At 32.6% G+C, this 20,862-nt stretch carries 21 protein-coding genes; 8 read left to right on the top strand and 13 right to left on the bottom strand.

Features of this window, described 5'->3' with window-relative positions; translation table 11 throughout:
- Window positions 1-187 precede the first annotated feature (187 nt).
- The 5 genes from hemH to HNV08_RS00185 all read left to right on the top strand — a co-directional run bounded on the left by hemH (window position 188) and on the right by HNV08_RS00185 (window position 5,549).
- Complete coding sequence (gene hemH, locus HNV08_RS00205; protein WP_173279105.1) at window positions 188-1,222, top strand: ferrochelatase; 1,035 nt, start codon at window positions 188-190, stop codon at window positions 1,220-1,222.
- Entirely contained in the window at window positions 1,222-2,577 is a 1,356-nt protein-coding gene (locus tag HNV08_RS00200) for an MATE family efflux transporter (protein WP_173279104.1), read from the top strand. The genes hemH and HNV08_RS00200 overlap by 1 nt, the downstream gene beginning before the upstream one ends.
- Before the next feature lie 50 nt (window positions 2,578-2,627).
- Window positions 2,628-3,176 carry a CopD family protein gene (locus tag HNV08_RS00195; protein WP_173279103.1) on the top strand — a complete coding sequence of 183 codons (549 nt, stop codon included), beginning with the start codon at window positions 2,628-2,630 and terminating at the stop codon, window positions 3,174-3,176.
- A gap of 122 nt (window positions 3,177-3,298) precedes the next feature.
- Complete coding sequence (locus tag HNV08_RS00190) at window positions 3,299-4,753, top strand: sensor histidine kinase (protein WP_173279102.1); 1,455 nt, start codon at window positions 3,299-3,301, stop codon at window positions 4,751-4,753.
- Window positions 4,754-4,766: 13 nt separating this feature from the next.
- On the top strand, window positions 4,767-5,549 hold the full coding sequence (locus HNV08_RS00185; protein ID WP_173279101.1) for an enoyl-CoA hydratase/isomerase family protein: 783 nt from the start codon (window positions 4,767-4,769) through the stop codon (window positions 5,547-5,549).
- A gap of 146 nt (window positions 5,550-5,695) precedes the next feature.
- Here the strand turns inward: HNV08_RS00185 and HNV08_RS00180 are convergent, their stop codons facing one another.
- The 3 genes from HNV08_RS00180 to HNV08_RS00170 form a co-directional block, all read right to left on the bottom strand.
- Entirely contained in the window at window positions 5,696-6,253 is a 558-nt protein-coding gene (locus HNV08_RS00180) for a hypothetical protein (RefSeq protein ID WP_173279100.1), read from the bottom strand.
- A 526-nt stretch (window positions 6,254-6,779) separates the two neighbouring features.
- Complete coding sequence (locus HNV08_RS00175; RefSeq protein ID WP_173279099.1) at window positions 6,780-7,337, bottom strand: hypothetical protein; 558 nt, start codon at window positions 7,335-7,337, stop codon at window positions 6,780-6,782.
- 391 nt (window positions 7,338-7,728) lie between these two features.
- Window positions 7,729-8,286: a hypothetical protein gene (locus tag HNV08_RS00170; RefSeq protein ID WP_173279098.1), complete on the bottom strand. Its 558-nt coding sequence runs from the start codon at window positions 8,284-8,286 to the stop codon at window positions 7,729-7,731.
- A 265-nt stretch (window positions 8,287-8,551) separates the two neighbouring features.
- Here HNV08_RS00170 and HNV08_RS00165 point away from each other — a divergent pair, with 265 nt between their 5' ends.
- Window positions 8,552-9,430: an AraC family transcriptional regulator gene (locus HNV08_RS00165; protein WP_173279097.1), complete on the top strand. Its 879-nt coding sequence runs from the start codon at window positions 8,552-8,554 to the stop codon at window positions 9,428-9,430.
- Between the two features lie 16 nt (window positions 9,431-9,446).
- A complete protein-coding gene (locus HNV08_RS00160; protein ID WP_173279096.1) occupies window positions 9,447-9,620 on the top strand; it encodes a hypothetical protein in 174 nt (57 codons plus the stop codon).
- A gap of 5 nt (window positions 9,621-9,625) precedes the next feature.
- On the opposite strand, the gene HNV08_RS00155 is transcribed toward HNV08_RS00160, so the two are convergent.
- The 4 genes from HNV08_RS00155 to HNV08_RS00140 form a co-directional block, all read right to left on the bottom strand.
- The gene (locus HNV08_RS00155; RefSeq protein ID WP_173279095.1) at window positions 9,626-10,288 is read right to left on the bottom strand and encodes an HD domain-containing protein; all 663 of its coding nucleotides are present in this window, start codon (window positions 10,286-10,288) and stop codon (window positions 9,626-9,628) included.
- 9 nt (window positions 10,289-10,297) lie between these two features.
- Entirely contained in the window at window positions 10,298-11,278 is a 981-nt protein-coding gene (locus tag HNV08_RS00150; protein WP_173279094.1) for an acyl-ACP desaturase, read from the bottom strand.
- Between the two features lie 21 nt (window positions 11,279-11,299).
- Window positions 11,300-12,037, bottom strand: coding sequence for a lysophospholipid acyltransferase family protein (locus HNV08_RS00145; RefSeq protein WP_173279093.1), 738 nt, complete (start codon window positions 12,035-12,037; stop codon window positions 11,300-11,302).
- An 80-nt stretch (window positions 12,038-12,117) separates the two neighbouring features.
- Entirely contained in the window at window positions 12,118-12,528 is a 411-nt protein-coding gene (locus HNV08_RS00140; protein WP_173279092.1) for a BrxA/BrxB family bacilliredoxin, read from the bottom strand.
- A gap of 176 nt (window positions 12,529-12,704) precedes the next feature.
- Between HNV08_RS00140 and HNV08_RS00135 the strand changes: the two genes are divergently transcribed.
- On the top strand, window positions 12,705-13,496 hold the full coding sequence (locus HNV08_RS00135) for a TerB family tellurite resistance protein (protein ID WP_173279091.1): 792 nt from the start codon (window positions 12,705-12,707) through the stop codon (window positions 13,494-13,496).
- Between the two features lie 242 nt (window positions 13,497-13,738).
- On the opposite strand, the gene HNV08_RS00130 is transcribed toward HNV08_RS00135, so the two are convergent.
- The 6 genes from HNV08_RS00130 to HNV08_RS00105 form a co-directional block, all read right to left on the bottom strand.
- Window positions 13,739-14,899, bottom strand: coding sequence for a metal ABC transporter permease (locus tag HNV08_RS00130; RefSeq protein ID WP_173279090.1), 1,161 nt, complete (start codon window positions 14,897-14,899; stop codon window positions 13,739-13,741).
- Window positions 14,892-16,019 carry a metal ABC transporter permease gene (locus HNV08_RS00125; protein ID WP_173279615.1) on the bottom strand — a complete coding sequence of 376 codons (1,128 nt, stop codon included), beginning with the start codon at window positions 16,017-16,019 and terminating at the stop codon, window positions 14,892-14,894. The genes HNV08_RS00130 and HNV08_RS00125 overlap by 8 nt, the downstream gene beginning before the upstream one ends.
- Window positions 16,020-16,066: 47 nt before the next feature.
- Window positions 16,067-16,459 carry a VOC family protein gene (locus HNV08_RS00120; protein WP_173279089.1) on the bottom strand — a complete coding sequence of 131 codons (393 nt, stop codon included), beginning with the start codon at window positions 16,457-16,459 and terminating at the stop codon, window positions 16,067-16,069.
- 249 nt (window positions 16,460-16,708) lie between these two features.
- Window positions 16,709-17,482, bottom strand: coding sequence for a metal ABC transporter ATP-binding protein (locus HNV08_RS00115; RefSeq protein WP_317170174.1), 774 nt, complete (start codon window positions 17,480-17,482; stop codon window positions 16,709-16,711).
- A 28-nt stretch (window positions 17,483-17,510) separates the two neighbouring features.
- Window positions 17,511-18,422, bottom strand: a complete 912-nt coding sequence (locus HNV08_RS00110) for a metal ABC transporter solute-binding protein, Zn/Mn family (protein ID WP_173279088.1) — start codon at window positions 18,420-18,422, stop codon at window positions 17,511-17,513.
- A 39-nt stretch (window positions 18,423-18,461) separates the two neighbouring features.
- A complete protein-coding gene (locus HNV08_RS00105) occupies window positions 18,462-20,771 on the bottom strand; it encodes a TonB-dependent receptor (RefSeq protein ID WP_173279087.1) in 2,310 nt (769 codons plus the stop codon).
- Window positions 20,772-20,862: the final 91 nt, after the last annotated feature.

Here is a 20,862-nt window from a genome sequence, read left to right as displayed (position 1 = left end):
TTACTTTAAATAGCCATGTATAATTAGTAAAACTCGTTAAAAAGTAGTAATTACGGTTGACTATTTTAATTTTATTAACACGATTTTTGTTAAAATATTGGTGAATACTACTATAAATAAAACCAATACTTTTCATCAGTTAGTATTGGTTTTAGAATTGTATTTTTGTTATTGAAAAAAAACAAGCATGTCAAAAGGAATTTTATTAGTCAATTTAGGTTCTCCAGAAAGCCCAAACCCAAAGGATGTAAAGAAATATCTTGGTGAGTTTTTAATGGATGAGCGTGTTATTGATATTCCGTACGCAGCAAGGACTGCTCTAGTGAAAGGAATAATACTAAATACGCGTCCAAAACAATCGGCAGCAGCATATCAAAAAATATGGTGGGAGGAAGGTTCTCCGTTAATAGTAATTTCTGAACGTTTACAAGCTAAGATTCAGAAAAATATAGAGTATCCGGTTGCTTTAGCAATGCGTTATGGCAGTATGACCATAAAAAAAGGTTTGCAAGAATTAGTAGATAAGGGTGTGACAGAAGTTTTTTTAATGCCATTATATCCTCAATTTGCAATGGCAACGACAGAAACCATAACGGTATTAACTGAAGAGTTGAAGCAAGAGTTTTTTCCGGATTTAAAAATTTCTGACTTAAAAGCATTTTATAACCGACCAGATTATATAGAAGTATTGTCTAATAACATAGCTAAACACTTAGAAGGTAAAACCTATGAGCATGTATTGTTTTCATATCATGGTGTACCAGAACGACATATTAGAAAGCGAGATATCACAAAATCACATTGTAAAATGGATGGGAGTTGTTGTGTAACGCCTAGTAAGGCACATGAGTTTTGTTACAGACATCAATGTTTAGAAGTGACTCGTTTAGTTGGTGAAAAACTAAAATTAACCGAAGGTAGTTTTTCTACATCCTTTCAGTCGCGTTTAGGTTTTGATCCATGGTTATTACCTTATACAGACAGAACAATAGAGCGTATGGGAAAACAAGGTACTAAAACAATGGCAATTGTTACACCAGCTTTTGTCAGTGATTGTTTGGAGACTTTAGAAGAAATTGCCATGGAAGGTGAGGAGATTTTTCATGAAATGGGAGGTAAGGAATTTACAACTGTACCATGCTTAAATGATGATGCAGAATGGGTAAATTTATTAGTAAAATGGATAAACAATTGGGCAACTTCAAAAAATGTTGAAGCCTAATGTCTCATGTAACTTCCCAAGATTTAGGGACAAAACCAATAGGTAAATTATTAGTAAAACAAGCTGTGCCAGCTGCCATAGGTATATTAGTGATGTCGCTAAATATTTTGGTAGATACCATTTTTGTTGGTAACTGGATAGGTGCCATTGCCATTGCGGCCATAAATGTTGTTTTGCCTGTGTCATTTTTTATTGCTGCTTTAGGTATGGCGATTGGTGTGGGTGGATCTTCTATAATATCGCGAGCCTTAGGTGCGGACAATAAACCAAAAGCACTTAAAACTTTTGGAAATCAATTGTCTCTTACGTTTATATTTACAATAACCTTTGCTGTCTTTGGATTGTATTTTGTAGACACCTTAATTCCTGCATTTGGAGGGAAAGGAAATATTTTTGAACCTGCAAAAGTATATTATGAAATTATACTGTATGGTGTACCGGTTTTGGGATTTGTAATGTTGGGGAATAACGTTATTAGGGCAGAAGGCAATGCAAAATTTGCGATGTATGCCATGTTAATTCCTTCTATTGGTAATTTAGTTTTGGATTATCTTTTTATTAATGTTCTCAACTACGGTATGGCAGGAGCTGCATGGGCAACAACAGGCTCTTATATCGTGGCTTTTCTATTTATATTATGGTATTTTTTATCTAAGCACTCTGAATTAAAAATTAATCTATCACATTTTGGCTTTAGTAAAGCCATAGTGTCAGAAATTGGCTCATTAGGCTTTGTGACTTTAGCACGGCAAGCCGTTGTTAGTGTTACATTTTTATTAGTTAATAATGCACTTTACAATTTTGGAGGCGAAACCTCGGTAACGACTTATGCGATTATAGGAAGGTTGAGTATGTTTGCCTTATTTCCTGTTTTTGGGATAACTCAAGGGTTTATACCAATTGCAGGCTATAATTTTGGAGCAGAAAAGTACGATCGTGTAAAAGAGGTTATTTTTACTGCCATAAAGTATGCAACCATTTTAGGAACAATTGTGTTTATAGCACTAATGTTTTTTCCGGAAGTGATTACAAAATGGTTTACAACAGATGCGGATGTGATCAAAGAAACACCAAATAATATGCGATGGACATTTGCTGCTGTGCCTATTTTGGCGCTTCAGTTAATAGGTGCTGCATATTTTCAGGCTGTAGGTAAAGCATTGCCAGCTTTGTTATTAACGTTAACGAGACAGGCCATATTCTTTATTCCACTCATGTACATATTGCCCTTGTATTTGGGTGAATTTGGTATTTGGTTATCATTTCCTATTGCAGATTTATTGTCTACACTAGTTACCGCCTATTTTTTATATCGCGAAGTCAATTTAAATCTTAACCCAAAAACAACAGCGTAAAATTTTTAATCTGTAATTTTACATAATTTTTCAACTTACTGTTTAATCTCATGGAATATTACGGCTATATAAAATCCTTACATCTCATCTTTGTAATAACTTGGTTTGCTGGTTTGTTTTATATTCCGAGATTGTTTGTTTATCAAATAGAAGCCTTTCATAAACCATCGCCAGAAAAGGAAATTTTGGGTAAGCAATTAAAGTTAATGTCAAAACGATTGTGGTTTATTATCACATGGCCCTCAGCAATATTAGCAACACTATTTGCTATTTGGTTAATGATTTTAAATCCATTTTGGTTGCAACAAAGTTGGATGCATGTAAAATTGTTTTTTGTGTTTTTGTTGTTTATTTATCATTTTAAGACGCATCAATATTTTAAACAACTTCAAAATGATGAGGTTAAAATAACCTCAAGTTATATGCGTATTTGGAATGAAGGCGCAACATTTATCTTATTTGCCGTTGTGTTTTTAGTCATCCTTAAAAGTGCCATCAATTGGGTTTATGGAATTATCGGTTTAGTGGTTTTAGGTGTTTTAATTATGTTGGGCTTTAAGCTTTATAAAAACATAAGGTCTAAAAATCCTGAAGCATAAAGGTTTGTTTTAAAAATTAAAGTATTCTTAAATTGGCGTTTTGACTTCACTTGTTTGGATTGATTATTGCTATATTTAAAACTTAAAGTTCAGAATAAAACTCAGCGTTCAAGATTATTTCAATGAATAAAAAACGTCTTTCCTTAAGAGCTCGGATTAATATCAATATGATTCTATTGGTATTAGTGGCTTCAATTTTAATTGCTGCAGTGACTATATATCAGTATAGGGAAGAGGCTAAAGATTACCATAAAGAACGTCTAGAACGAAAAGAAAAGGCGATTAGGCAAAGTATTGACTTTGTTATAAAAGAGACTACTTATCCTGTAACTACAGAGAATATTCCGTTAATTTTTAAAGATGAGATATTTGATATTGATGCCATTCACAACCTTCAGATTAATCTGTATGATTTAGATGGTCAATTGTTAAAGAGTTCAAAGCGAACCATACAGCGCGATACCACAGAAATTAGTTTAAAACCAGAGATTTTAAACACTTTAGCCAATACCTTAGAGCATCGATATGTTATAAAAAATAAAGAAGCCGGATTAACATTTCAGTCTTCATACACTTATATTACAGATGAGAAGTTTAAGACATTAGCTATTTTAAATTTACCTTATTTAGAAAACGATGATTTTTTAAACAAAGAGCTAAAGGAGTTTTTAATGCGTTTAGCTTATGCCTATTTAGTATTGATTTTTGTCGCCATTGTCTTTGCTTATTTTATTTCAAAATTTATTACAAAGTCGCTAAAAACTATAAGTGACAAAATGAATGAAACACGTTTAGAAAAACGAAATAAAAAAATACAGATAGAATCTACTAGTGAAGAAATAGAAGCATTAGTGAATTCATACAACAGCATGATTGATGAGTTAGAAGCTAGTGCAGTTGTTTTGGCTACCAATGAAAGAGAGCAAGCTTGGCGAGAAATGGCAAAACAGGTGGCTCACGAAATTAAAAACCCTTTAACACCAATGCGATTAACGGTTCAAAGTTTTCAACGAAAATTTGATCCTACTGATGAGAATATACATCAGAAAATAAACGAATATAGCAATACTTTGATTGAGCAGATCGATACGATGAGTTCTATAGCTTCGGCTTTTTCGAACTTTGCTAAAATGCCAGCGCAAAAAAGCGAAAACTTAAATGTTGTAAATATTATAAAGTTAGCACTCGATATTTTTAACGAACATTACATAGAATTTAAACCAGAAACGGAAGAAATAATTGCAAAGTTTGATAGAACTCAATTAATAAGAGTAGTTACCAATTTGGTAAAAAATAGTATACAAGCAATTCCGGATCGTGTTGAAAACCCGAAAATAGAAGTACGTGTTCTTAACGATGAAGACAATGTAAAAATTTCTATAGAAGACAATGGTACAGGTATAGCAGAGGATACAAAGACTAAAATATTTGAACCTAAATTCACAACCAAATCGAGTGGAATGGGCTTAGGTTTAGCTATGGTAAAGAACATTGTAGAAACTTATAATGGAAGTATTACCTTTACATCAGAGTTAGGTAAAGGCACAACCTTTATTGTAACTTTTCCTAGAGAATAAAACTAATTAATATATGGCTTATAAAAACATACATTCTAACTTCGCAGCTGGTATTACCACAATTACAATTAATAGACCCAAAAAGCTTAATGCTTTAAATAAAGATACCATACAAGAATTACATGATGCTATTGATGTGGCAGAAAATGATAAAAACACTAAGGTTGTGATTATAACTGGTAGTGGAGAAAAGGCATTTGTCGCTGGAGCTGATATTAGCGAGTTTGCTGATTTTAGCGTTAAAGAAGGTGGGAAATTGGCGGCATTAGGGCAATCAATATTATTTGATTTTATAGAAAACTTAAGTAAGCCAGTGATTGGTGCTGTCAATGGATTTGCATTAGGAGGCGGATTAGAGTTAGCTATGGCGTGCCATTTTAGAGTGGCAAGTACCAATGCAAAAATGGGATTACCAGAGACCTCTCTTGGAGTAATTCCGGGTTATGGAGGGACACAGCGCTTACCGCAATTAATTGGTAAAGGTAGAGCTATGGAAATGATTATGACCGCAGGAATGATTGATGCTAACCAAGCACTTAATTATGGGTTAATTAATCATGTAGTTGCTCAAGAAGAATTGTTGCCTTTTGCGGAGAAAATAGCAGGTAAAATTATGCGAAATTCTTCTGTTGCGATATCAAAAGCGATCAAAGCAATTAACGCAAATTTTAAGGATGGTAAAGATGGTTACAATACAGAAATAAAACAGTTTGGTAAGTGTTTTGGTACCGAAGATTTTGTAGAAGGTACTACGGCATTTTTGGAGAAACGTAAAGCAAATTTTCCTGGAAAATAAAATGCTAAGCTAAAACGATGATAGATCTAATATCTGTCTTTGTGTATTAGTAGATTTTCTATGAAAGTATTAAACAAAAAAAAGTGGGTTCTCTACCACCCACTTTTTTAACTAAATAAATAAACTAATAATATATAAACAACAATTTATATTCTAAAATTCTTGACGAACACTCTGTCGTTAGACCTGATAACGGTTGTGTAATTCCCTTTAAGTGTTTCGTCTAATTTGTACACACGGTTTAATATAGTTTCTCCTTCAACTGATTCAGTATGAATAAGCTCATCTTCAAAATAAATTTCAACTTCCATTTTTTCTGCATCTAAGGCTAATTTAGATACTAATATTCTAGACTCTTCATTTCTTACTACAGGTGTAAAAATTGTTTTTTTGTTAGAATCTAAAATGGAAACAATATTGTTTTTTACTAATATAGTGTTAACTTCAATTTCAAAATCTTTAGTAACTTCTACGTTATACTCACCATTTTTTAATTGAGTAAAATCAAAAAGCTTAATTAAGTTACCATTATTATTGATTTCTGCACTATAGATTACTTCACCAAAAGCATCTGACACAGAAATGTAATTTCCTTTTTCAACACGGTAATAAGAAGACTTTACTTCTGCAATCTCGTTAGCGTAGCTTGTAAATGTTCCTAACATTAAGGCTACTATTGCGATTTTTTTAAATACTGCTTTCATAATAAAAATGTATTTGTTAATACTGATACAAAGATATAGGGTATTTGAAGTGTAGAAAACATCGAAATTGGCTTATTTGTGTGTTAAATTAACCATGTAAGGTAAAGGTGTTATATTATGGGTTAATATAACATATATTAATGGTAATTTTCCATAGCTTTTAAAAATGGCCCAAAAAAGATGTAGAATTATATATTGGTTTTTGACTATACAATTTTGATAATAAATGACATTAATAACATACACATAGATAATTTATGATCTATGTTATGTCACAATATAAGTAGGTATTTATCATTTAAAACAACCAACAGGATAAATAGATCCCATAAAAACACAAATTATGGGAAGTAATTGTTTGGGAGTCTTCATATGTGTTAAGTAAACTAAGAATGCAAAAGACGCTGTATTTATTAAATAGGTACTACCTTATATAAACACTTTTATAAAATCTATAAATAAAAAAAGGTAAGCATTGCGCTTACCTTTTATATAGGTTAATAATAATTGTGAAGTGACTACGGAATTATATTCTAAAGTTTTTAACAAAAACTCTATTATTAGATTTAATAATAGTTGTGTAATTTCCTTTTAGAGTGGCATCTAATTTGTACACACGGTTTAGAATTGTTTCTCCAGAAACAGTTTCTGTATGGATTAGTTCTCCTTTATAAAAAAGTTCTATTTCCATATCTTCATGATCTAAAGCCAGTTTAGAAATAATTAATTGAGAATTATCATTTCTAACAACAGGTTTAAAGATTACTGTTTTGTTAACATCTACGATAGAAACCTTATTGTTCATTACTTCAATAGTGCTAATTTCTATTTTATAGCCATTGGTAACTTCTACATCGTATAAACCATTTTGTAGTTGGGTAAAATCATATAGTGATGTAAGATTTCCGTTATAGTTAATTTCTCCACTATAGATGATTTTTCCAAAAGCATCTGATACAGAAATGTGGTTTCCTTTTTTTACGTAGTTCATAGTTGTGTTAACATCTACAACTTCGTTGGCGTAGCTTGTTAATGTTCCAAACACTAATGCTACTACTAATAATTTTTTAAATACTGTTCTCATAATAAATTGTATTAAGTGATTACAGGTACAAAATTAAAGGTAGTTTGCTTTGTAGAAAACATCAATTTTGGTACATTTTTATACAAAATTAACCGTATAATTATTTGGGTAAAACTATTAGGTTAAAATAGTATATTTTTGAGATAATTTAAGCAACAGTTGTTTTTAAGTAAAACGTTGAGTCGCATGGTAAAATGGGCGACCAATATGAAGTGTTTGTTACATTAAAAAATTAAGAAGAAAAAGGACGTTGAGTAAAATAGTAATAGACACTTTTTAATAAAAAAAGTTAAGCGAAGAATAACGTGATGGGTTGTTACTTTATAAAATTAAAAAAGTGGGCTTTCTGGCCCACTTTTTCAACTAATAAAACTAATGTGTAAACAATAATCTATAATTTGAAATCTTCAACAAATACACGTCCATTTGCTTTAATGATCGCAGTATATTCGCCTTTTCTTGATTTATCTAATTGGTAAACTCGGTTTATTATTTCATTTCCTTTTACTGTTTCAGTATGGATTAAATCATTTCCAAAATATAATTCTATTTCCATCTCGTCAGTATCAATCGCTAATTTTGAAACAATAAGTTTAGAATCTTCTGATCTAAAAACTGGTTTAAAAATAGTGGTCTCAGATGTTTCTAAAAAAGTAACGATGTTGTTTGAAACCTGAACCTTATTGATTTTAATTTCAAAATCTTTATTTACTTCTATTGTATAAACGCCATCTTTTAATTGAGAAAAATCATAAAGATTTTGAATGTTACCTGAGTTGTTAATGCGACCGTTATAAACGATTTGCCCTTTTGCGTCTGTTACAGAAATTAAATCGCCTTCATTTACATTGTTAAATGTTGGTGAATTGTCTAAGGTTGCATTTGCGTAAGTAGTGCATGTTCCTAACATCACTGCTAATACTAAAATGTTTTTAAATAATGTTTTCATAATGTTTTGTTTTTAAGTGAGAACTGAAATTAAAATTGTCTTTTACGTTTAGTGACAATTATATGAGTCACAGTTCAATTAAATCAACACTGCAAATTTAGAGCAGCATTTCGTCGGAGAAAACATCAATTTTGTCAAATTTATATACAAAATTAACCTTTCGAGGGTGTTAATTATGTAATAAGGTTAATTTTGTGTATGTTTTTGGTAATTTTACATAGAATGTAAGAATTATATAACTTAAATTTGCACTTATTAATATGTTATGAAAGCAAGAAAACCTACATTAGAAAAAATTAGTCCTGAGTTTGGTAGTTCCTTAAAAGTAAGGCGACACAAAATGGATGTATATAAAGGTGAGAATAAACCATTTTGGCATTTTCACCCAGAAATAGAATTGGTGTATGTTAACAAAGGTCAAGGTAAAAGACATATAGGAAACCATTTATCTTATTTTAACAATAGCCAGTTATTATTAATAGGACCCAATTTACCGCATAATGGTTTTACAGACCGTTTAACTATTAATGGATCTGAAACCTTAGTACAATTTAAACCAGAGTTTTTGGGAAATCATTTTTTTGATATTCCAGAGATGGAAAAAATCAACCTTTTATTTGAGCGTTCTAAAAAAGGAATTCTTTTTGGAGTAAAAACAAAGCAGAAGCTTGGTGCTAAAATAGAAAAGCTTAATGAAAAGGAAGGATTTAAAAAAATTCTAATTCTACTTGAAGTATTGCATGGTTTAGCTAAGTCAGAAGATTATACCTTATTAAATGTAGATGGTTTTGCTTTTGAAACCGAGCCACAAGATAGTGCTAAGATAGATATTGTATTTAAGCATGTTAACCAAAATTTCAAAGAGCATATTAGTTTAGATGAGATTGCAGAGAAGGTAAGTATGACGGTTCCTGCGTTTTGTCGCTACTTTAAGAAAGTAACAGGTAAAACATTTACCAAGCTTGTAAACGAATATAGAGTAGTACACGCAACAAAATTATTATCCGAAAGTCAAATGAGCATTGCTGATGTAAGTTTTGAATGTGGATTTAATAATTTTTCACATTTTAATAAACTCTTTAAAGAATTTACAGGAAAAAGTGCTTCTAAATATAGAGGTGAACTAAAAATGATGGTTCAATAATTTATTTTTTACAGGTATGGACGATAAAATAAATAGTACCATAGCGTATTATACAAAAAAAGGGCAAGAGATTTTAGATGCTGTAAATACCAATAAAAATTTAACGGCAGATGAAATTATTCACTATGGTGAAGAAATGGCTGCTATAGAATATAAGTTAACCGCTTTAGAAGTGGCTAAAATGAATTAAGACCGTTATTTTTCTCCGTTCCATTCTGCATAAAATTGTTTTAAAAAGCCTTCCATATACTTATGGCGCTCTAATGCAATACGTTGTCCTGTTTTAGTATTCATTTGGTCTTTTAATAACAGCAATTTTTCGTAAAAATGATTAATCGTTGGTGCATTAGACGATTTATACTCGGCTTTTGTCATATTGAGATTAGGCTTTATTTCTGGATTATAAAGTGCTCTATCCTTAAAGCCTCCATAATTAAAACAACGAGCAATTCCTATGGCACCTATAGCATCTAAACGATCAGCATCTTGAACAACTTCCATTTCTTTAGATGAAAAAGAAGTATTTAAATCAAAAGAGTTTTTAAACGACATATTATCAATAATTTGAGTAACATGTTCAATGATTTCGCTATCAACATTATGTTTTAATAAAAAGGTGCTCGCAATTTTTGATCCTAAAGTTTCATCACCTTTATGAAATTTAGAGTCAGCAATATCATGAAGCAATGCCGCTAAGGAAACCACAGTGATATCTACTTTTTCTTGTTTAGCAATTAACAGACTGTTTTTGTAAACACGTTCAATATGAAACCAATCGTGGCCACCTTCTGCGTTTTTAAGCTCAGATTTTACGAAATTTATCGTTGCTTCAATAAGTTGTGATTCAGAAACTGTCATGCCAAATAATTATGCAGGATCTACCCACTTAAACTGAAATGAATTCTCAGGTATTTTAATACGTTCAGACAAACGATACATTCTAGGAGGAAGTTTCATTAAGTAATCTCTAGCTTTTTCGGCTTCTTCGTTTAAACCTGTCATATTTCCAATATCCCAACGATCTAAAAGTTTTTGTAGTATATCTACATAATCAGTAGATGTGTATACACCAATACGTTGTGCTGTATTTGAGAACTCCTCAAAGGCAGCGCCTAAACTTTCACCAGACTCTCTTAAAAAATGAGCTGGCATGGCTATTTTTCGTTTCATCATATCATGAAAAGCCATCATCATTTGATTAGGATCTACTGCAAAAATGCGTTCTACAAACTCGGAATAAGCATGGTGGTGACGCATTTCGTCGCCAGAAATAATTTTACACATCTTAGCCAATTGTTTATTTCCTTTTTGTCTTGCAATTTTGGCCACACGGTTATGTGATATGTAAGTTGCTAGTTCTTGAAAACTCGTATAAACAAAGTTTTTATAAGGATCTCTATCTGTACCAATATCAAAGCCATCATTAATTAAATACTGGGTTGTTTTTTCGACTTCGCGCATATTTACACGGCCAGATAAGTATAAGTATTTATTAAGAACATCGCCATGTCTATTTTCTTCACCGGTCCAATGTCTTACCCAAGTAGACCATCCATTTTTTTCTACCTGATCTACACCTTCTACATCCATAAGCCAAGATTCGTACGTAGGTAATGCTTCTTCAGTAATCATATCACCAACTAATACGACCCAAAAATCATAGGGTAATTCTTTAGATAATTCTCTTATTTCTTTAACTTCTTCAAAAAATGTATCCTTTTTAGAATCTGGTAAGAAATCGGTTGGTTGCCAAATTTTTTCTACAGGAATTAAATATTTTTCAATAAGAGATTGTACATCTTTTTCAAGATGTTGCATCACTTCTAATCTTATATTTTTTAACGACATCTTGATGGTTATTTTTGATGGTTAACGTTCTATTGCTTCAACAATGGTGTGTTCAACTTGTTGTATTAATTCAGCCTTATCTGTAAAGTTAACAATTTCTAAGGGCTTATGCACAGTAAATGTCATATGATTTCCAATTCCCATAGGAAATTTTCCGTAACGTAACATTTTCCAAGAGTTATTGACGGTTATAGGTACAATAAGGGCAGACGGAACCTTTTTCATCAATAATTCTAGTCCTTTGGTTTTAAATGGCTTGGGTACACCATCTTTACTTCTGGTGCCTTCAGGGAAAATGACAGCTGCTCGTTTAGTATTCTCAATATATTCTCCAAATTTCATCATTGCAGGTAAAGCTTGTCTTGGATTTTTTCTATCGATTAAAACGGATCCACCATGATTTAAATTATATGAAATACTAGGAATTCCTTTACCTAATTCTTTTTTAGAAACAAACTTAACATGGTGTTTGCGCAGATACCACATTATTGGTGAGATATCATACATGCTTTGGTGATTCGCCACTATAATTAAGGGTTTGTCTGTGCTAATGTTATACGCATTGTAAAACGAAATTCTGGTGCCTAGTAGATTAAGACATCGCATTATTACAAATTGCAAGCCATCAACTGCTAATTTAAGACCTTTATAACCAAAGACTTTGTGAGAAAACCATTGTATACCATGAAATATAACTAAGGTTAAACCAAAGCATAAATAAAATAAAACGGAAAGCGGATAAGCTACTAGTTTTCTCATATTACAAATGTAATTTAATGTCTTTTATGCACAAAAAAACCACGAAATATTTCGTGGTTTTTTAATCGTGTTATAATATCTTAACAGTACTCGTTATACGCATCTTTTAGATTTTCTGCAATTAATTCTGCAGGTCTACCTTCAATGTGGTGACGCTCTAACATATGCACCAATTCTCCATTTTTAAATAAAGCCATACTTGGTGAGCTAGGAGGAAACGGAATCATATGCGCTCGCGCTGCGTCTACTGCTTCTTTGTCTACACCTGCAAAAACAGTAAAGATATGATCTGGTCGTTTGTCGTTCTGAATGCTGCTTTTGGCACCTGGTCTTGCATTTGCTGCCGCACAACCACAAACAGAATTAACAACCACTAGTGTTGTACCTTCTTTTGCTAATGCTGCTTCTACAGCTTCTGATGTATGTAATTCTTCAAAACCTACGCTAGTTAAATCTTCACGCATTGGTTTTACTAATTCTGCTGGATACATATGTTTTTAATTTTAATTAATCTTAAATTGAAGTGCAAAGATAATGAAAATTTATGCGCTTTACACGGTCTTTAGTACGTAGTCTCAATAGAACTATTTTAGTTTTGAATAGTAACAAAAACATTAAAAGATAGACTAACAAATAGTATATTTGAATTTCATAAAAATAAATAAATATGAGTTTTGCAAAATGGATTGGTGGTGCTTTAGGTTGGTCTTTTGGTGGACCAATTGGTGCAATTATAGGATTGGCTATTGGTAGTTTTGTTGATAATTTAACTATTGGAGGTACACCACTTTTAGGAGATGGCCAAACAGGAAGTCAGGGAGGCACCTATAGAAAAACCACTACTTCTGGAAGACGTACATCGTCTAGACCGCAAACACAATCTGGTGATTTTGAAGTCAGTCTTTTAATTTTGGCTTCAATAGTAATTAAAGCAGATGGCAAACAAGATCAACGAGAATTAGATTTTGTACGTCAGCAGTTTAGCAATATGTACGGTAAAGAAAGAGCTAATAAGGCTTTTGAGCTGTTTAAGCGTATTAGTAAACAGAATATTTCTACGCGTCAGGTTTGTACACAAATTCGTCAAATGATGGATCATGCTTCGCGTTTGCAATTATTACATTTTTTGTTCGGCATAGCCAAAGCAGACGGATTGGTAACTGAAGATGAATTAAGACAAATTTATACCATAACTGGTTATTTAGGTATTAGCAATAGAGATTACGAAAGCATTAAAGCCATGTTTTATAACACGAGTGATAATGCGTACAAAATTCTAGAAATTGATAAATCGGTTTCAGATGACCAGGTTAAGAAAGCGTATAGAACTATGGCTAAAAAATACCATCCAGATCGCGTTGGTCATTTAGGAAAAGAACATCAGGAAGGTGCGGAAGCTAAGTTTAGACAAGTGCAAGAAGCCTATGAGCATATTCAAAAAGAACGTGGGTTTAAGTAACTTAAGATCGTTGTGAGTCTTTACCTTTCCTTTGTTTTTCTATATATTTAAAGTATCGTTGTGTTTTGTATTTGTTATAAATAAAAACGCAAAGGACAATAAAAGCTAATAAGATTAAGCCTGCCTTGCCTGTAAAATATTCAAATAATTCCATTGATTAATTATAATTTAGGGTTTAATAGTCGTAATAAGAATGAAAGCTTTCGGGTTTAATTATTTTTTTCTTTTTGTTTAAAATAAAGTTACCCTCTAAATAAAAAGAAGTCATCTTTCATGTCTTCAATTTGGGCATCTTCATTAGTAATAATATAATCGATAGCTTTAGATGTAAATTCATCGCCTTTTTTGGTAAGGGAAACTATATTTTTTTCAATATGAATCATATTATTTTTTTGAGCTAAATCTAAAACAGTCTTAGCGCGTACTTTTTGCCAATTTATGTGTTCGTTGAGATGGTTAACGTGTCGCTCTTCTAACTCGTCATGGTTTTTTAGGTGTAATAAAAATGTAAGTAAAGAGACTTCGGTTTGTTGTTGTTTTTCCCTGTACATCACAGCGATAATGCCTTTAGAAGGTGCAAATAAATACACAAATAAAAACACCAATCCGAGAATGGTTGTAATGGAACCAGCGATAGAAGCATCTAGCCAATGCGCTACCCAATAGCCAAAAATGGCACTAAAAATGCCAAAACCAATAGCTAAAGCAAGCATTCTCTTTAAGTCTGTGGTTAATAAATAAGCCGTAGCCGCAGGCGCAATCATCAAAGCAACTACCAAGATAGCACCAACAGCATCAAAAGCACCAACCGTTGTTACGGAAGAAACAGACATTAAACCGTAATGAATGATGGCAGGAGAAAAGCCTAATGAAGCGGCTAAACCTTTATCAAACGTACTCACTTTTAGTTCCTTAAAAAAGAGTATTAAAAGCGCGATTGTAATGATTAATATCGTACCAACGACCCAAAGGGATTTAGGTCCAACGTCAGTTCCGGCAATTAATAATCGATCAAAAGGAGCAAATGCTAATTCGCCCAATAACACAGCATCGACATCTAAATGAACATCATTAGCGTTTTTAGCGATCATAATGACACCGATACTAAATAACGCAGGAAATACTAATCCTATGGCTGTATCTTCCTTTACTAGTCCTGTTTTTTGAATGTACTCAACTAATATTACGGTAATTATGCCTGTGAGTGCTGCCAAAAGAATAAGTAGTGGCGAATTTAAATCTTGAGTAATAAAAAAACCGACAACAATACCAGGTAAAATAGAATGGCTTATAGCATCACTAATCATAGCCATTTTTCTTAACACTAAAAATGTTCCAGGAATAGCACAGGCAATAGCAACTATACATGCTATTAGTTGTATTTCTATTTGTGCGCTACTCATCTTCTGTAGTTTGTTTGGTGTATAAATTGGCCGCAGTTTCAAAACCAACTTTGGTTAAACTCCACATGTTTCCTTTTAGCTGTACGTAATCTTTTTCTACTAATTTCCGAAGTGTATTCTTTGTGTAACCTTGAAAATTATTGAGTAATTTAATGGCATGAGGATGCGAAATGTCTTCGTGTGTTTTTGCAATATGATGCATAAACGTTAGGGTTTTATGTAGTTCTAAATCACGACGGTTTTTAATAAACCGAATTTGTTTAAAAAGTAAACCACGACTCGGTGAAAAAATAAATGAGAACACCACAAAAACAGCCGCAACTAATACAATTACTGGTCCTGTAGATAAATTATTCTGACTTGCACTAATTGCCGTTCCAAATACACCAGAAAACGCTCCGAAAATGGCTGCTAAAAAGACCATAACGGATAGACTATTTGTCCATTGTCTAGCTGCTGCTGCAGGTGCTAAAAGCATGGCACTCATTAACACCACACCAACGGTTTGTAATCCTAAAACAATAGCCAAAACTATAAATGATGTGATGAGGATGTCTATGATTTTGGTGTTAAAACCAAGGGTTTTGGTGTAGTCAGCATCAAACAAAAGTATTTTAAATTCTTTCCAGAATGTAAGCATTACAATTAAACAGAGTCCTGTGACAATAGCCATCATCCAAACATCACTTTCTACTAAAGTTGCCGCTTGTCCAAAAAGATATTTGTCTAAACCAGCTTGATTTGCATTAGGTTGTTTTTGAATAAAGGTTAATAGCAACATACCAAATCCAAAGAATAAAGATAAAATTAAGCCAAGAGCTGTATCTGACTTTAAATGGGTTTTGGTAATAATACCTCTAATCCAAAATGTACCAATAAGTCCACTGATTAAAGCGCCAATTAATAAGGTGTTACTGTCTTTTGTGCCTGTAATTAAAAAGGCGATGGCAATGCCAGGTAAAGCTGCATGAGAAATGGCATCACCTAATAAACTTTGTTTTCTCAACACGGCAAAGCTTCCCAACATACCCGTTACAGCACCCAAAATTGCTGTGCCAAGGGTAATGGTTCTAAGGGTGTAGTCTGTGAAGACTAATTCTATGTATTCTGTAATGTCCATTTTGTAATTCTGAATGTATTTCAGAATCTTAAATTGCATTTATTTTACTAATTCTTTATTGGTGTGCAAATCTCTATAAGAAATCCGTTAATATCCCTTAAATAGCCAACCTTTTGTCCCCAAGGTTTTTCTATAATAGGTTCGTATTGAATGGCGCCAGCTTTTATAGCTCTGGCAAAATCATCTTCAATATGTTTTGTTGTAAATGCCATTTCTATTCCGTTAGGTTTTTTATTTAAATCTAATTTTTCAAAGCCATTTTTGAAATTAGATTGTCCTAGCTCATTAGCAGCAAATGCAATGGTTGTTTCGCCAGATACTAATTCGCCATAATCATGTTCTGGTGTCATAAATTTTTTTTGAAACCCGAATGCAGTATTGTAGAATGCTAAAGTCTTTTCAACATCTGCTACGTATAAAATAGTGTATGCGTATTTCATATTTAAAATTCAATTTTATAATAAGGGTCTTCGACTGCGCTTAGACTGACATTAATAATAGAAGACTAAGAATGAGACTTTTTTAAGTCGTGGCAATCTGTTTTTTCTAAATTATGTTCATTATTTATTTTGATGTTTTCCGACTATGGCGAAATTTTGGGCTCGAATTTTTACTTTTTTAATGAAGCCTTTTTTTCATCAGTATAAGTTAACACTGCCAACTGTTTACTGAATACTGCTAACTATTTTTCACTCCTGAATACTCACTTTATAATTAATACCATAAGTCTTCGTTAAATTATCATCATTAAAAATATCCTTAACAGGACCTGTAGCAATTTTCTTTACATTTAAAAATGTTACCCAATCAAAATATTCTGGCACAGTTTGTAAATCATGATGAACCACGATTACTGTTTTTCCTGCTTTTCTTAATTCTTTTAATATGTTGATAATTGCAATTTCTGTGGTTGCGTCTACACCTTGAAACGGTTCGTCCATAAAATAGATGGATGCATTTTGGACTAATGCTCTTGCCAAGAATATACGTTGTTGCTGTCCTCCCGAAAGTTGGCTTATTTGCCGGCTTTTAAACGCTAACATGCCAACTTTTTCTAACGCTTCAAGCGAGGCTTTTTTTTCTTTTTGTCCAGGACGTTTAATCCAACCTAAACTCCCATAAGTTCCCATCTTAACAACATCTAAGGCTGTCGTTGGGAAGTCCCAATCTACACTGCCTTTCTGTGGAACATAAGCAACCAGTTGTCTTTGTTTTTCATAAGGTTTATCATAGATAGAAACACTTCCTGCGATAGGTTTTAAAATGCCCAATATAGATTTAATTAGTGTAGATTTTCCTGCGCCATTTGGCCCAACAATTGCCATAAGAACACCTTCTGGGATTTCTAAATCGATATCCCAAAGTACTGGCTTGTAGTTGTAAGCTACAGTTAAATCGTCAACTTTTACAGCAATTTTTTTTGCTGAGGTCGTATTGTTTTTTTCAATGGGTTTAGAATTCACTTTAATCGGTCTGTATTATTTACGTTTATTATAATGCGCTTACAATCGTTTTAATATTATAGCGATACATACCAGTATATGTTCCCTCTGCTGTGCCAGCTGTTCCGAGAGCATCGGAATATAGAGTTCCACCAATTTCAACTTTATGTCCTTTTGCATTTACGGCTGCTTTTAAGGCTTCTATTGTACTTTTTGGGACTGAGCTTTCTATAAAAATAGCTTTAATATTTTTATCAATAATAAATGCGGCTAATTTTTGTACGTCTTGTACACCAGCTTCTGTGGCAGTAGATAAGCCTTGTAAGCCAACAACTTCAAAATCGTAAGCATTGCCAAAATAATTGAAGGCATCGTGGGCTGTTACTAAAATTCTTCTCTCTTTAGGAAGTACATTCACAACACCTTGAATATCTTCTTTTAGTTTATCTAATTCGGCTAAATATCTTTTTTCATTGGCCCTAAACGTATCTGCGTTCTTAGGATCTTTTTCACTTAGCACAAGTGTTACTTTTTCTGTGAATTGTTTGAAAAAGTCAATATTAAACCAAACATGCGGATCATAATTAGAAGCAAAATACTCAGAACCAATTAATAGTTTTTTATTTAGTTCATCAGCTAAAGCGACAGGTGTTTTTTCTGTGCCTGCCATTTTTTCAAAGACTTCAACAAGTTTGCCTTCTAAATGTAGGCCGTTATAAAAAATAACATCGGCTTCTACTAATTTGGTCACATCGCCTTCGCTAGCTTTGTAGAGATGAGGGTCTACACCAGAGCCCATTAAACCTTGCACGTTTATAGAATCTCCACCAATATTTTTCACTAAATCAGTGATCATTGTAGTTGTGGTTACCACATTTAGCTTTTTATTAATTTTTGTTTCGTTATCGTTTTTGCAATTAAAAACAAGCGTTATAGTAAGAAGGAGTATTAATTTTTTCATATCTGTATATTTAATGTGAAAGTAATAAAATTCAATGATTTAGTTTAAATTATATCTTAAACCCAAAAATAATCGGATTCCTTGGTTTGGTCCATAGACATAAGCTGGGTCAAACGTTAAAGCGTATGGATTGTTGGATGTTGGAATAACGGCTCCGTTTTCAACTTCAATGGTTCTAGTAGAATTTGGTACAGGATAAGTTTGTGTAGAGCCTGTTTCGTTGTATGTAACGTTTTCATCAAAAGGATCGTGAGCTCGCGCAATAATAAATGGGTTTCCTTTATTTGGTGTCCAGTTTAATAAGTTCTTTACACCACCATAAATTTCTAAATTATGCAATCCATCATAGGTAATTTGTATGTTTTGTATGCTCCATGTCGGTGAATATTCATTTCTAGGATCTAATTCACCTAATAAAGGTAATCGCATTGGTCCATAGAGATTTCCTGTGTAATCAAAGGTTAGGTTTGTGCCGTAATGTTTGTAGCTAAATGACCACACACCAGAAAAGTTCTCTGTTAAAATTTGTTCCGTTCGTATTCCGTTTTCGGTTTGTGAAACCTCTTGGTACGTTGCGCCTATAGATGCTTTTATGCCGCTTCCTAATACAGTATCTATATTAAAACTTAAACCTTTTGATGTAGAATAACCATCTAAATTATCATATATAATTTGATTTGGATTGGTATCATAATCTGGTAATATAGCATTGGTAAAGTAAGTGTACCAAGCTGAGGTATCTAAAGTAAAATACATGCCGCTTTTGAGATACAACTTTTTAAGATAGTTAAGCGTTACATTGTAGGATTCTTCTGGTTTTAAGGTTTCTTCTATGATGACATCACGAGAACCTGTTAAAGCAGCATGATCTTCTGTAAATAGATTAACGACTCTAAAGCCTGTACCAGCATTTAATCTTATAATGTCATTGTCGGTTGGTTTATATTTATAGGCGAGTCTTGGTGTAAAAATATTACCATGTCTGCTGTCGTAATCATAACGCATGCCTAATAAGAGACTTTGTTTTTTGTTGAATTTAATTTCATCTTGAATAAATACAGACGGTATTGTAACTTCATCTGCTTCTATAGTCGCTGTTGTATTATCGTTATAGTAATTATAGCGAAGCGCTGTACCCAATAATAAATCGTGATTATTGATCTTTTTATCCCAAACTAATTGTCCAAACCCAATACGTTGTTGTGCTAAATATGGTGTATTGCCATAAACTGAATTTTGGTCGTGGTCGGAGTACGAGAATTGAAAGTTTACTGTTTCTTCTATTGGTAACTGATAATTTCCAAGAATCTCAAATCGTGAGGTATAAATACTTTCACCATAAACTTGGTCTCCACCTCTAAATCCTTTGTTCCATTGTAATTCTCCGCCCCAACGATCTTCATAAAAGTAACGGCCAGCTAAATAGAATTTTCTGTTATTAGTACGTTTAAAGTCCCATTTTTGGAAAATAGAAATACGATCTTGTAGCGTTAGATCTGTAAAATTATCGTCATTATTATCAATTGGATTGTCGTATTTAAAGTAATTAGTTCCGACCAATACAGTTGCTTTTTCTCCTACTTTAGCTTTAAATCCAAGGTCTAAATTTAATTCACCCCAATCTGAAACAAAGCCATCAGCAAAGAAACGTGGAGCATTTTCTGGTAATTTAGTAATAACGTTAATTAGGCCACCAACCGCCTCACTGCCATATAAAGACGATGCAGGTCCTTTAACCACTTCAATTTGTTCAATGAGTGAATTTGGTATTCCAGATAAACCATATACTGTAGATAAGCCGCTTACTATTGGCATTCCATCAATTAAAACCAAGGTATAAGGCCCTTCTAAACCATTGATATGAATATCTCCAGTGTTGCAAACATTACAATTGAGTTGTGGACGTACACCATTAACGTTTTGTAGGGCTTCAAAAATATTAGGCGTTGGGTTTTTCTTTAGAAACGTAGTTGAATACACTTCTACAGGCACTGGACTTTCTAGTCTAGAGACTGCTTTTAAAGTTCCTGAAATAATTACTTCGTCTAGGGAATCATCTTCATCGATATTAAAATTAATACTGATGTCTTTATCTATAATAGCAATGGTTTTTTTTTGAGTTAAATATCCTGTGAACGATGCCACTAAGGTGTAGGTTCCTGGTTCTAAATTAGAAATTGTAAATGCGCCATTGTAGTCACTGGTTGTGCCCTTGGTTGTGTTTTTAATATAAATATTAGCATAAGCTAACGGTTTACCATTAGTGCTAACATTTCCGTTAATAGTAAATGTAGTCTGAGCCGAAAGTGTAGCTCCAAATAGAAACAGAAACACTTTTATGAGGTTCATTGTTTTTTTGTGCAAATTTAAAATAAAATTTAGACTAGTCTAAAAATAAATTAAGAAATATATCTTTTTATATTTGTATAACACTAGAAAT

Origin of the sequence: Winogradskyella eckloniae, from assembly GCF_013249045.1 — a bacterium.
In the GTDB taxonomy this organism is placed as follows: Bacteria; Bacteroidota; Bacteroidia; order Flavobacteriales; family Flavobacteriaceae; genus Winogradskyella; species Winogradskyella eckloniae.
This window is presented reverse-complemented; position numbering and strand designations above follow the sequence as displayed.

What these genes read in the sequence shown, in the direction of transcription:
- HNV08_RS00200 (WP_173279104.1), top strand. Translation starts at nt 1,222, where the DNA reads ATGTCTCATGTAACTTCCCAAGATTTAGGGACAAAACCAATAGGTAAA.
- HNV08_RS00125 (WP_173279615.1), bottom strand. Translation starts at nt 16,019, where the DNA reads ATGGACATTACAGAATACATAGAATTAGTCTTCACAGACTACACCCTT.
- HNV08_RS00195 (WP_173279103.1), top strand. Translation starts at nt 2,628, where the DNA reads ATGGAATATTACGGCTATATAAAATCCTTACATCTCATCTTTGTAATA.
- HNV08_RS00180 (WP_173279100.1), bottom strand. Translation starts at nt 6,253, where the DNA reads ATGAAAGCAGTATTTAAAAAAATCGCAATAGTAGCCTTAATGTTAGGA.
- HNV08_RS00130 (WP_173279090.1), bottom strand. Translation starts at nt 14,899, where the DNA reads ATGAGTAGCGCACAAATAGAAATACAACTAATAGCATGTATAGTTGCT.
- HNV08_RS00170 (WP_173279098.1), bottom strand. Translation starts at nt 8,286, where the DNA reads ATGAAAACATTATTTAAAAACATTTTAGTATTAGCAGTGATGTTAGGA.
- HNV08_RS00160 (WP_173279096.1), top strand. Translation starts at nt 9,447, where the DNA reads ATGGACGATAAAATAAATAGTACCATAGCGTATTATACAAAAAAAGGG.
- hemH (WP_173279105.1), top strand. Translation starts at nt 188, where the DNA reads ATGTCAAAAGGAATTTTATTAGTCAATTTAGGTTCTCCAGAAAGCCCA.
- HNV08_RS00190 (WP_173279102.1), top strand. Translation starts at nt 3,299, where the DNA reads ATGAATAAAAAACGTCTTTCCTTAAGAGCTCGGATTAATATCAATATG.
- HNV08_RS00120 (WP_173279089.1), bottom strand. Translation starts at nt 16,459, where the DNA reads ATGAAATACGCATACACTATTTTATACGTAGCAGATGTTGAAAAGACT.
- HNV08_RS00165 (WP_173279097.1), top strand. Translation starts at nt 8,552, where the DNA reads ATGAAAGCAAGAAAACCTACATTAGAAAAAATTAGTCCTGAGTTTGGT.
- HNV08_RS00185 (WP_173279101.1), top strand. Translation starts at nt 4,767, where the DNA reads ATGGCTTATAAAAACATACATTCTAACTTCGCAGCTGGTATTACCACA.
- HNV08_RS00140 (WP_173279092.1), bottom strand. Translation starts at nt 12,528, where the DNA reads ATGTATCCAGCAGAATTAGTAAAACCAATGCGTGAAGATTTAACTAGC.
- HNV08_RS00155 (WP_173279095.1), bottom strand. Translation starts at nt 10,288, where the DNA reads ATGACAGTTTCTGAATCACAACTTATTGAAGCAACGATAAATTTCGTA.
- HNV08_RS00110 (WP_173279088.1), bottom strand. Translation starts at nt 18,422, where the DNA reads ATGAAAAAATTAATACTCCTTCTTACTATAACGCTTGTTTTTAATTGC.
- HNV08_RS00105 (WP_173279087.1), bottom strand. Translation starts at nt 20,771, where the DNA reads ATGAACCTCATAAAAGTGTTTCTGTTTCTATTTGGAGCTACACTTTCG.
- HNV08_RS00135 (WP_173279091.1), top strand. Translation starts at nt 12,705, where the DNA reads ATGAGTTTTGCAAAATGGATTGGTGGTGCTTTAGGTTGGTCTTTTGGT.
- HNV08_RS00175 (WP_173279099.1), bottom strand. Translation starts at nt 7,337, where the DNA reads ATGAGAACAGTATTTAAAAAATTATTAGTAGTAGCATTAGTGTTTGGA.
- HNV08_RS00145 (WP_173279093.1), bottom strand. Translation starts at nt 12,037, where the DNA reads ATGAGAAAACTAGTAGCTTATCCGCTTTCCGTTTTATTTTATTTATGC.
- HNV08_RS00150 (WP_173279094.1), bottom strand. Translation starts at nt 11,278, where the DNA reads ATGTCGTTAAAAAATATAAGATTAGAAGTGATGCAACATCTTGAAAAA.